Genomic DNA, 11,693 nt, shown 5'->3' on the forward strand with positions numbered 1-11,693 from the left:
TCGCCCGCGTCGCCGATCGACTACCTGCGCCTGCCGCTGCACACGCTGAAGGTCGGCTCCTACGGCACCCACCACGCCCTCGGCCTGGCCAAGAAGCACCGCGCCCGCTTCCTCCTCTTCTCCACCTCCGAGGTCTACGGCGACCCGAAGGTCCACCCGCAGGACGAGTCCTACTGGGGCCACGTCAACCCGATCGGCCCCAGGGGCGTCTACGACGAGGCCAAGCGCTACGCCGAAGCCCTGACGATGGCCTACCACCGCCAGCAGGGCGTCGACACCGCGATCGTGCGGATCTTCAACACCTACGGCGCGCGGATGCGCCCGCACGACGGCCGCGCGATCCCGACGTTCTTCCGCCAGGCGCTGGCCGACGAGCCGATCACGATGTTCGGCGACGGCAGCCAGACCCGGTCCTTCTGCTACTCCAGCGACCTGATCCGCGGCATCATCGCGCTGGCCGAGTCCGGCGAGCACGACCCCGTCAACATCGGGAACCCCGGCGAGTTCACGCTCATGGAGCTCGCGAAGACCGTCATCGACGTGACCGGCTCCAAGAGCGAGATCGTCCACCAGCCGCTGCCCAAGGACGACCCGCAGCAGCGCCGCCCCGACATCACACGCGCCAACCAGCTGCTGGGTTGGGAGCCCACCATCGACCTGCGCGACGGGCTGCAGAAGACCATCGAGCTCGCCGGCCGCGAAGGCCTCCTCGGCATCGAAGTGCGGGGCGTCTGACTGTGCGCATCCAGCTCTGGTCCTACAACTACGCGCCCGAGCCGCAGGGCATCGCGCCGCTCAGCGCGATGCTGGCCGAGGCGCTCATCGCCCGGGGCCACGACGTGCTCGTCGTCGCCGCGCATCCGCACTACCCCGAGCCGGCGTGGGGCGTGCGCGTGCGGCCCTACCGCGAGAACCGCAACGGCGTGCCGGTGCTGCGCCTGCCCCTGTGGCCGGGCCGGTCCTCGGGACTGGCCCGTGTGCGGCAGGAGCTGACGTTCACCGCCGCGCAGTCGCTCGCCGCGCCGCTGCTCCCGGACGCCGACGTGATGATCGCCGTCACCCCGTCGTTCCCGGCGCTGGCGCCCGCGATGGCCTTCTCGAAGGCCCGCGGCATTCCGTGGGTCATGTGGCTGCAGGACATCGTCACGGACGGCGCAGCCACCACCGGTCAGCTCTCCGAGGGGCCCGCGCTCAAGGCGGCCCGCCGGTTCGAGCGTGCGGCCTACGCGTCGGCCAGCAAGATCGTCGTCATCTCGGACGAGTTCCGGCGCAACCTCGAGCGCAAGGGGGTTCCGGCGGACAAGATCGTCCGGGTCTTCAACCCCTCCAGCCGCCAGGCGGACACGCCGAACGACGTGCGCGCGAACGCGGCGGCCGACCGGCCGAGCGTCCTGGTGATGGGCAACATCGGCCACAGCCAGGGTCTCGACAAGATCGTCGACGCCTGGCAGGACAACGACGAGCTGGCCGCCCGCGGCGCCCGCCTGGTGATCGCCGGCGGTGGCGTCGCCGCCGATGACGTCCGCGCCCGGATCCGCACCGACCGTGTCGAGATGACCGGCGTCCTCTACGACGAGGAGCTGACCCCGGTGCTCCGCGAGGCCGCCATCGGCGTCGTCAGCCAGCGCGCCGACGTCGCCGAGTTCAACCTGCCGTCCAAGCTCATGAACTACATGGCTTACGGCCTTCCCGTTGTCGCCTCGGTCCGCATCGGTAGCGAGACGGGGCGGATTGTCGAGGAGTCCGGGGGAGGGTGGGTCACGGACGCCTCGCAGCCCGAGGCGTTCCCGGCGCGCGTCGCGGAGGCGCTCCGAGATGGAGACGCGCTCGCCGACCGTGGCGAATGCTCTTTCCGGTTTGCTCACGACTCCTTCTCGCCGACGATGGTGGCGGAACGGTTCGTGAACGTGATCGAAGGTATGGAGGCAGGACCAAGTGGCGGTGCAGGGAGTAAGCTGCGCGCCTCGTCGGCCGACACGGTTCAGTCGCGTCCTGCTTCGAACACGTGAACCGGTGACCACACCCATGTCTCAGACTTTTGGTGCCGACCGTAATGAGTCTGCGGTGACGCACTACGCGCGGATCGTACGGCACAACCTCGCGCTAGTACTGGTGCTGACGCTCGGTGTGCCGCTCGTGGCGGTGCTGGTCTCCTTGACGCAGGAAGACCGCTACGCAGCGACCAGCACGGTGCTGGTGAGTCGCCAGAGCGTTGCGAACCAGCTTTCCGGCGGGACGGATGTCGGGCTCCAACAGCAGAGCTTTCAGCAGATCCTTGTGACACAGGCGCGCCTGGCGCGGACGCCGACGGTGTTGGGGAAGACGCTCTCCGCTATCGGCCTCCCCGCGACGGACGGGACGGTCAAACAGCTCGAAGCCGACACGACGGTCGAGGCCGAGCAGGACAGCGACCTGCTCAACTTCACCGTCACGAGGGGTGCGCCCGACCAGGCTCGACGCCTGGCGGTCGCCTACGCGAATTCGTACATCGCGTACCGGCGCGATCTCGATGGCGCTGCCCTCGAAAAGGCGCTGGAGGACGTGGACGCTGCGCTTGTTGCCGAGCGAGCCGCTGCTCGACCGTCATCCGCCCGTATCGAGCGGCTGAGCGCTAGTCGGCAGGATCTCGAACAGCGTCTCGTCCTTCAGACCGCGAACGCTCAGGTGGTTGCGGTGCCCAGCGAAGCGCCCCAGGTGCAGCCGCGTCCGGCACGGAACGGGCTGGTGGGTTTGATCCTCGGCGCCCTGCTCGGGATCGGGGCTGCGCTGCTCCGGAATGCCGTCGACACGCGCGTCCGCTCTGGATCTGAGGCGGAGGCTGTGCTCGACACCCCGGTGCTTAGCCGGCTTCCCCGTCCACGTGGTCGGAACCGGAAGGGTGATTCCGCCGCGTTGGTGATGCGCGCAGCGCCCGGCGGTCCGGAGGCCGAGGGGTTCCGCATCCTGCGGGCGAACCTGAACTTCGGGTTGGTCGCGCACTCCGCCAAGACCGTGATGGTCACGAGCGCGGTTCAGGGGGAGGGAAAGTCGACAACCGTCGCAAACCTCGCTCTGGCGACCGCCATGTCGGGCAAGCGGGTTGCAATCGTCGACTTCGACCTTCGACGCCCCACGCTCGCAAGGCTGTTCGAGATTAACTCGGGTGTCGGCATCACCACGACCGTCGTCGACGGCGCCACTCTCGACGAGGCCCTCGTGGAGGTGGACCTCCCCGGGCTGTCCGAGGGCGCGGCGCTTCCACGGACACGCGGTTCCCTCCACGTCCTGCCCAGCGGATCGCTGCCCCCTGATCCTGCAGAGTTCGTCGGGTCGAACGCCGTCGTTGAGGTCATCCGCGACCTGCGGGAGCGCTTCGACATCGTCTATATCGATGCCCCGCCGGTGCTGGCTGTCAGTGACGCGACCATCATCGCTTCCTACGCCGACGCTGCCTTTATCTGCGTGCGGATCGGCGTCGTCCGCCGTGCGATGTTGCGCGAGACCCATCGGGCGCTCGACCGCCTCGACGTCGCGATACTCGGGCAAGTCGTCACAGGCGCCGAGACTGATGCTGAGGGTCGCTACGGCGACTACTACACGTACAGTGCCTCGACATCGCAGCCGGGCGAGACGGTCGCGGCTCCGTCCGCTCCGTAGGCGATCTGGAACTCGGGTGCGGATGGGCGGCGCAGTGAATCGGCTGCTTGATCGCTCTGGGCGGAGTCACACGGGTTCAGCCTCGGCGATTCTGGTCGGGCTCGGCGTCGCAACTACGGTTGGCGTCGCCGTAGCTCAGTGGCCGCGTGCGACGTTGATCGCCGCGATGGTCGTCGTGGTCGGGCTCGTCGTATCGCGTGGAACATTGGCCGCGAATCGCCGGCTTCTGTCGCTGGGGCGGTCGCTGACACGCGCCACACCGCGTCTCGACACCCTGCAGTACGTGGGCGTGGGCTCGCTGGCGGTGGCCATGCTGACAATCAGCTGGAACGGCGTTCGGCTTGCTCCGGGGCTCACCGTCTCCGATCCGTTCCTCATGGTGGCTGCGGCGGCCTGGATCGCGTCCCCGCGGACCCGGACCCGGCTGTCCGTGGTGCCGGGCTGGATGGTGTGGAGCGTCTACCTGTTGCTGCTCGCGATGCTCGTCTCCGCGCTGACAGGCCTAGGCCCTCTGGCCGACGCTTCTGAGGGTGTGCGGCTCGGCGTCGCCGTCGTTCTCACGACCCTCGTGATCGGCACGGTCGGCCACGGCAGCGGCTTGCTCGGTTTCTTTGTCGACCTGTGGCTCGCTTCGGTCGCCGTGAGTGCCGCCGTGGGCGTAGCCGACATCGTGGCCGGTACGTCGATCGGGACCTCACTGACCGGGGTGGAGATCGTCGACCGTGCTGCGGGCCTCACGACCCAGGTCAACCACCTGGCGGTGTCGGCGGCGATGGCGGTTCCGGTCGCGTTCTCGCGGTTCGCACACGCACACACCCCGAGACAGCGGTTGGTCTACGCCGCGCTCTTCACGATTGCGGTCATGGGTTGCTTGGTGTCAGGCTCCCGAGCTGGAGTGATCGGCCTCGTCGTGGGCCTCGCGGTGCTCCCCTTGATCCAGCCGTCATCGAGCGGTCGCATAGCACGGTGGATGGCGATTGCCGGGGCCGTAATCTGCGTGGTGCTGCTCGCCATCCCGGGCGACAGCACTACGATCGCCGTGCAACGGCTGACCGGGTCGTCTGGAGTCGCGGCCAGCGTTTCGGACTCCGATCGCGAGCGAAGCGTCGCTATCCGCGATGCTCTCGAACGCATCAACGAGTCCCCAGTGGTGGGATCGGGCTTCGGCGAGCTGCGCCGGGCGCACAGCGTCTATCTCCAGCTCTATGCCGCTGGGGGCGTGCTGGGAATCCTGGCGTTCGCGTTCTTCACGTTGGGGCCGATCCGCGAAGGTCTTCGGCTCGCACGTGCCGCATACCTGTCAAGTGCGCTGGCCGGTGTCGCGGCCGCATCGTCGGCATCGATCATCGCGCTGGTGGTGATGTCCATCCGCTCGAACCAGCTGTTCGACCGCTATCTCTTCGTACCCGCTGGCTTGATCCTTGCGGTGCACCTCTTGGGACGCGACGCTTCCCCGGCGTCGGAGGAGGGACACCCGCAGGAAGATGAACGTGCGTCTTCGAGGCGAGGCCCGGCAGCGTTCTCCGATCAAGCCCACGTCCCGAGGGGTGCCTCAGCGGGCCACGGCCCGGTACAAGCAAAGCACTGATTCGCCGTAGGCTCGGAACGAGAATTGCTCCACTGCGGCGCGATAGGCGTTGTGGCCCATCGCGTGACGGCCTGCCGCGTCATCCACAGATCGTCGAAGAGCCCGTTGCAACGCTTCAGGGTCGTCGGTGGGCACCACGATTCCCGCTCCGTAGCGTTCCACGACATCGGCAACCCCGGACGTCCGAGTGACGATGACCGGGGTTCCACTAGCCATGGCCTCTGCAGCCACCATTCCGAAGCACTCGTACTGAGAGGGCATGGCAAGGAAGCGGATCGAGGCGAAGAAGGCGGCCTTCTGATCCGCAGGCACGAACCCGACGAACCGCACGCGGTCGTCGACTCCCAGCCGTCGAGCGTGCTCGCGGAGTTCCGCGTACTGCTCCGGGGGGTGGTTGCCCCCGACGACCAGAGTTGCCGGGCCGTCCGTCGATGCGACCGCGTCGAGGAGGAGCCCGACCCGCTTCTTCTCGTGAAGGCGGCCAAGGAAGCCGAAGTCAATGGGCGGCTCCGAGACCGGCCTATCGTCGGCTTCCAGCTCGGCGGCCCGCATGACGGGGTGCGGCACGACAGCTGCCAGGTCTGCCGAGAGTCGGCTGTCGCGGCGCTCGAGTTCGGACGCCACGATCACCTTGCGGATCGAGCGGAGCAGCAGCCACCGCACAGCCCGTTTCTGCAGCGTTCGCAGCCGCGAACGTGAGACCACGATGTCGAACTCCGTCAGCGACTCATGGGGGGTCATGACGACGGGGCGACGCCACAACAGGCCCGCCAAGACGCCGGCCACGGTGCCCACGGACCACACGTAGTGCACGTGGATCACGTCGAACGCCCGGCCGTTGCGGAGGATCCAGCGCACGAAGCCGACGCTGATGCCCCAACGTGCGGCGAGCTCAGCCGCGACCCCGATGCGCTTGAAGCGCAGGTGGCGCACGCCGGCCTGCTCCAGGCCAGGAGGAGCGAACCCTCGGTCGCCGAGCACGTCCGTAGAGACGAGCGTCGTCTGAACGCCGGCCTCCTGCTCGGCGATCGCGGCGTTCGTTGCCGAGTACGACGGCCCGCCCACGTGGGGCTCGACCGTGGTGATGATGCGTAGGACCTTCATTGGTGCGTCTCCGTCAGCCGGATGGGTCACGGGACAGTGGTGCTTGCGGCAGGCCCGTCGATGGCCCAGCCGCCTGGGCGTAGCGTGAGGTACCCGAGGACGGCGGCACTGACCGCGTACGAACCGACCAGCACCCAGGCGACCCCGTAGAGCCCGAACGGACCGGCAAAGACGAGGAACCCCGGAACGAGGACGAGCCAGGACAGCATCTCCGCGCGCGACCCTGCGCTCTCGAAGCCTGCGCCCCGCGTCGCGTCCGTGAGCACCCGTCGGACGCACAGGAGGAACGTGGCGATTAGGAGGACACGGAGGGGCCCGGCCGCCGCCTCGAATTCTTGCCCGAATGCGATGGTCACCAGCGGGTGCGCCAAGATTGCGAGCCCGCCGCAGACCACGAAGCTGAACAAAGAGCCGAGGCCGAGGAACCCCAGGGTGGCTGTTCGTTTCTCGACGGGTGAGGTGGCCCGGCTCACGCTTGGATATGCGACCAGGCCAACAGCTTGCGCGACGAAGCGAGGGAAGTTCGTGAACGCGAGTGCAGCGACGTACAACCCCAGGCTGTGAGAGGAGAGCACGAGCCCCACGACGAGTTGATCGACACGGAACGTCTCGGTCGGGGACGCCCATCCGAGGAGGCCGCGCAACCCGAACCGCCGCATGCTGGCGACGTCGGGGCGTCGATTCTGCGTCGCGGCGGCGGGCGCACGTTGGAGACATTGGACTAGCACCCATATCGTCACGGCGGCCGACGCCGCGTAGCTTCCGATCCACGCCCACGTGACTGCGAGCAGGGTCGGATTCCCGATGACGGCCAGCGCGATGAGAGCTGCGGCATAGAGCGCGAGCGGGAGCGTTCGAAGCAGGTTCAGTGTGCGGAACTCCCGCAAGCCCTGGAGCACCGCGAGCCCGAACATCTGGGCGAGCATCGGGGGCAGGACGACGAGCGAGAGCCACGCTGCCGCCGGCGGGAGAGACGTGAACGACACGAGCGCCGCCACGGTCGCGGCGTGCACTAGGGACACGACGGCTATCTGCACCAACACCGGCCTGCGCAGCTCGCGAGCCAACGCCCGGGCATCGGTGTCCCGCTGCGCCGCCTCCTTCGTGACGGCAAGGGGCAGACCCAAACTGCCGAGCTGCGACAGGGTGAGCGTGACGGTCCAGATCAACGCGAGGTTGCCCCGGTCACCAGGACCGAGCAGGCGCGCTGCGGCGATGCCGCTGATGAGCACGCACGCCTGGATGAGGACCGAGGATCCAAGCCCGTCGATGATCGCCCGGACCTGCGGGCTGCGGAGTCGCGCGATCACCGAGTGGCGGTCAACAGGTAGTGCGTGGCGAGGTCTTCGGCACGACGCCGCTCGATCGCGTCCTCGTAGGCGAGGTACGCCCGGCTCGCCACTTTCGAGAACCCGAAGTACCGGGCCCCGGCGTAGAACGGGGCCACGTCCACGGCGGTCCACTCTCGCAGCATCGTCCGCAGCCTGCCCGCCGTGCAGCGGTCGTAGTAGGCCGGGAAGACCGGGTTGCGATCCGAGCGGCCCATGACCTTCTTCACGATCGGCGCGCCGATGTGGAAGGGGATGGCGCGGTTGACGAGGGCGAACGCGGAGCGGCCACCCGAGAACATCGCGACAAGGACGCCGCCCGGCTTGAGGTAGGCCCGCATGCAGACGAACGCGGCGCCCAGATCCTCCACGTGTTCCAGGACCTGCCAGCTGACGATGAGGTCGAAGCGGCCGATGAGCTCGTCCTGCAGCGCCCCGACGTCGGCGACGGCGTGTTCGTCGTAGGCGCGGGGGCCGGCGGCCTCGAGCTCCTCACGGGAGAGGTCCAGGCCCACGTACGTGGTGCCGCCCGGGCGCTCGTCGGGGAGGATGGTCGGGTTGCGGCCCGAGCCGACGTCGAGGATCGCCATGCCGGGGCGCAGCGTCCGCTCGATCGCGTCGCGGAACGGGGCGTCCCACACGGCCTGGTAGCGCGGGGGCAGGGGGACGCGGTCGGGCGGGGCGGACCCGTCGCCGCGGGTCTGCGGCCGGAGAGCCATCAGGCGACCGCGCTCCACTGCTCCACGTTGGCGTCGTGGATCTCCTGCAGCACCTCACGGATCCCGTACTCCAGCTTGAAGCTCGGGTACTTCGCCTCGAAGTCGGAGAAGTCGCTGACGTACCAGCGGTGGTCGCCGGCGCGGTTCTCGGACGAGAGCGTGTACTCCAGCTCGCGGCCGGCGATCTCCTGGCACAGCGCGATCGCCTCGAGCATCGAGACGTTGCTCTGCCGCCCGCCGCCCAGGTTGTAGACCGCCGAGGCCGTCGGGTCGCCGTGGAACAGGTCGAACGCCTTGACGACGTCGGCGGCGTGGATGTTGTCGCGCACCTGCTTGCCGTCGTAGCCGAAGATCGTGTACGGCGTTCCGGAGACGGTGCACTTCATGAGGTAGCTCAGGAACCCGTGGAGCTTGGCGCCGGCGTGCGCGGGACCCGTCAGGCAGCCGCCGCGGAAGCAGACGGTCGGCATGTCGAAGTAACGCCCGTACTCCTGCACCATCACGTCGGCCGCGACCTTCGACGCGCCGAAGACGGAGTGCATGGTGCGGTCGATCGACATCGAGGTGTCGATGCCGCCGTAGAACTCGTGGTCCTCGGGCAGCTCGAGTCGCGTCTCGGTTTCGATCAGCGGCAGGAAGTTCGGCCGGTCGCCGTAGACCTTGTTCGTCGACATGTGGATGAACGTCGCGTCGGCCTTCTCGTGCCGGACGGCCTCGAGCATGTTCAGCGTGCCGTTCGCGTTGACCGTGAAGTCAGCGATGGCGTCGGACGCCGCCCAGTCGTGCGACGGCTGCGCCGCGGTGTGGACGACGAGCTCGAGCCCGCCGGCGTTGTCGCGCACGAGCTTGCGGACGCCCTCCGTGTCGCGGATGTCCATGTCGACGGTGCGAAAGTGCTCGGGGTAGCTGTCGGCCAGCCGGCTCGACGTCCGCGAGGTCGAGGCCTCAGGCCCGAAGAACTGGGCCCGCATGTCGTTCTCGACGCCGATGACGTCGAAGCCACGCCCGACGAAGTGCTCGACCGTGGCGGATCCGATGAGGCCACCGGACCCGGTGACGATTGCGAGAGGCATGTGCGACTTACCTTTGGGACGAGGCGTGAAGGACGGGGCGTGCGCGGTCGCCCGGGGCGACGGCGTTGATGAACAGGAGGTCGGCCTGGAGCGTCTGACCGCCCTGGCCGGTGGCGAGGCCGTGGACGCCGGCGAGCCGGAACCCGTGGGAGAAGAGAAAGGCGATCACCTCGTCGGCGAGGGCCTGTCCCTCGTAGAGCTCCACGAAGGAGCACTCGACGAAGATGGTGTCGACGGCGGCGGCGAGGGCGTCGCCGGCGCCGCGGAGCACGTCGAGCTCGAGGCCCTGGACGTCGATCTTCAGGAGCACCGGCCCCGCGAGCCCCTCGTCGATGACGTCGTCGAGGGTGACGACCGGGACCTCGAGCTGGCGGGCCTCCTGCGTGCCCGGGAACTCGGCGAGCTGTCGCTCCCCGATCGGCAGGAGCGACGACGAGTCGTCGGCGGCCGACACATGCATGCTCGCCGTGCCCGCCTCGGCGCCGACGGCGACGGGACGCAGCTCGACGCGGTCACCCAACACGCGGCGGAGGGTCTGCTGCGATGCCGGCAACGGTTCGAAACAGACGATGCGCGCGTCGGGATAGCGGTGACGGGCGTGCAGCGCGAACTGCCCCCGTGAGGCGCCCACGTCAAGCACGGTCGCGTACGGTCCGCCGAGCGGCGCGCGTTCGTGCTCCACGGTCGGGACGACGCCCGCCCGCACCGCGGGCCAATGGCTCGGAGTCCGTGCGAGGGCGAGGGCCTTGGACGCGCGGACGCGTGCGAGCCGGATGCGGCTGTGAAGGGATGCGCTCATATGAAGGTGGGTCGAGAGGGCGGGCGGCGTCGGGACCGGCGGGTCAACGCGCACCACGGCCGGCGATGACGGCGGGCAGGGTCTGGAGCAGCAGCTTCACGTCGCCCCAGAGCGACCAGTTGTTCACGTAGACGTAGTCGAGCTTCACCATCTCCTCGAAGGGCACGGACTTGCGACCGAGCACCTGCCAGAGGCCCGTCAGGCCGGGGGTGATGTCGAGGCGGCCGCGAGCCCAGCCGCCCACGCGAGCGTCGTCGCGGACGGAGAGCGGGCGGGGACCGACGAGCGACATGTGGCCTGCCAGCACGTTGTAGAGCTGGGGCAGCTCGTCGAGGCTGGTGCTGCGCAGGAACCGTCCGACGCGGGTGATTCGCGGGTCGTGCTCGAGCTGCAACCAGTGCGGGTCGGAGCTGTCGGCCATCAGGCGCTCCGTCATGGCGTCCGCGTCGGGGACCATCGTGCGGAACTTGAGGAGCTGGAACCGCCGGCCGCCGCGGCCGATCCGCTGCTGGCGGAACAGCACGGGGCCCGACGAGTCCATGCGCACGGCCACGGCGATGGCGACCATCACGGGCAGTAGCAGCACGATCCCCGAGGCCGCTCCGAAGAGGTCCAGGGCGCGCTTGAGCGTGCGGGCCGTGCGCGAGAGCGCCGGCGGCTGCAGCGACACGACGGTCGCGCCGCGGACCTGATCGATGGCGGCGCCGACGCCGACGATGTCGAAGTGCTCGGGCAGCACCGTCAGGCTGACGTTCACGCGGCGGCTCCAATGCAGGAAGTCGCCGACGGCGGTGTCGCCCAGCTCCATGGTCGACAGCAGCACGCGGTCGACCTGCTGCCGCACGACGATGCGCTCGAGGTGGTCGACCTCGACTTCCTCGTCGTTCATCTCGCGCCGCCACTGACCGGGCAACCCGACATGGTCGACGACGACGATGTCGCGGCGCACGTCGAGCGCCTGCTCGACCGTGGCCGTGGCCGAACCGGTTCCTACGAGCAGCACGCGTTCTGGGCCTACGAGCCTCGTCAGTACCTGCCGCGTGATCAGCCGCAGGAGCGGGAGCAGCACGATCGCCGAGCCGAGGAGGACGGCAAGGGGACGGCTGAGGGCGTCGGCACCCCACGCGGTGAGGCAGAACCCCGATGCCACCGTGCTCACGAGCGCGGCGTGAAAGAGCGTCGGGAGTTCGTTGAGCGTCGAGGTCGTGACGTACCGCGGGAACCGTGGGTAGAGCCCGTAGAGGTGGAGCAGCAGCACCCAGATGGCGGCGACCGAGACGGACGCCAAGGTCGGTACCTGCAGCCCGAACGCGCCGTTCGAAAGGTTCAGCAGGTACAACGGCGCGGCGACCGCCACGGCGTCGCCGCTGACGAGGAAGAGCTGGCGTATACGCCCACGGCGGTACCTGCGGACACCGGCGATGCGAATCGCTTCGTCGTCAGCAG

General features: G+C 68.9%; 10 protein-coding genes. 4 read left to right on the forward strand and 6 right to left on the reverse strand.

Annotated elements, in window-relative coordinates:
• From F593_RS26725 to F593_RS0119005, 4 genes are all read left to right on the forward strand, one after another.
• Positions 1 to 735 (forward strand): NAD-dependent epimerase/dehydratase family protein (locus F593_RS26725; RefSeq protein ID WP_022930329.1); only part of this gene is annotated, 735 nt, incomplete at its 5' end.
• A 2-nt stretch (positions 736 to 737) separates the two neighbouring features.
• Positions 738 to 2,009 (forward strand): glycosyltransferase family 4 protein, encoded by a 1,272-nt coding sequence (locus F593_RS0118995; RefSeq protein ID WP_022930330.1) that lies wholly within the window; start codon positions 738 to 740, stop codon positions 2,007 to 2,009.
• Between the two features lie 55 nt (positions 2,010 to 2,064).
• Positions 2,065 to 3,636 (forward strand): polysaccharide biosynthesis tyrosine autokinase, encoded by a 1,572-nt coding sequence (locus tag F593_RS0119000; RefSeq protein ID WP_022930331.1) that lies wholly within the window; start codon positions 2,065 to 2,067, stop codon positions 3,634 to 3,636.
• 166 nt (positions 3,637 to 3,802) lie between these two features.
• Complete coding sequence (locus F593_RS0119005; RefSeq protein WP_169449227.1) at positions 3,803 to 5,224, forward strand: O-antigen ligase family protein; 1,422 nt, start codon at positions 3,803 to 3,805, stop codon at positions 5,222 to 5,224.
• On the opposite strand, the gene F593_RS0119010 is transcribed toward F593_RS0119005, so the two are convergent.
• From F593_RS0119010 to F593_RS28855, 6 genes are read right to left on the reverse strand one after another with little or no spacing between them, the layout of a single operon-like run.
• On the reverse strand, positions 5,189 to 6,358 hold the full coding sequence (locus F593_RS0119010; protein ID WP_157251998.1) for a glycosyltransferase family 4 protein: 1,170 nt from the start codon (positions 6,356 to 6,358) through the stop codon (positions 5,189 to 5,191). The genes F593_RS0119005 and F593_RS0119010 overlap by 36 nt on opposite strands.
• Positions 6,355 to 7,638, reverse strand: coding sequence for a lipopolysaccharide biosynthesis protein (locus F593_RS0119015; protein ID WP_022930334.1), 1,284 nt, complete (start codon positions 7,636 to 7,638; stop codon positions 6,355 to 6,357). Before F593_RS0119015 ends, F593_RS0119010 begins: the two co-directional genes overlap by 4 nt.
• Positions 7,635 to 8,375 carry a class I SAM-dependent methyltransferase gene (locus tag F593_RS28850; protein WP_157252000.1) on the reverse strand — a complete coding sequence of 247 codons (741 nt, stop codon included), beginning with the start codon at positions 8,373 to 8,375 and terminating at the stop codon, positions 7,635 to 7,637. The genes F593_RS0119015 and F593_RS28850 overlap by 4 nt, the downstream gene beginning before the upstream one ends.
• On the reverse strand, positions 8,375 to 9,448 hold the full coding sequence (locus tag F593_RS0119025; protein ID WP_022930336.1) for an NAD-dependent epimerase/dehydratase family protein: 1,074 nt from the start codon (positions 9,446 to 9,448) through the stop codon (positions 8,375 to 8,377). Before F593_RS0119025 ends, F593_RS28850 begins: the two co-directional genes overlap by 1 nt.
• A 7-nt stretch (positions 9,449 to 9,455) precedes the next feature.
• A complete protein-coding gene (locus F593_RS26735; protein WP_084630212.1) occupies positions 9,456 to 10,247 on the reverse strand; it encodes an FkbM family methyltransferase in 792 nt (263 codons plus the stop codon).
• Between the two features lie 43 nt (positions 10,248 to 10,290).
• Complete coding sequence (locus tag F593_RS28855) at positions 10,291 to 11,604, reverse strand: sugar transferase (RefSeq protein ID WP_022930338.1); 1,314 nt, start codon at positions 11,602 to 11,604, stop codon at positions 10,291 to 10,293.
• Positions 11,605 to 11,693 lie beyond the last annotated feature (89 nt).

The sequence above is a fragment of the Patulibacter americanus DSM 16676 genome (genome assembly GCF_000420025.1).
In the GTDB taxonomy this organism is placed as follows: Bacteria; Actinomycetota; Thermoleophilia; order Solirubrobacterales; family Solirubrobacteraceae; genus Patulibacter; species Patulibacter americanus.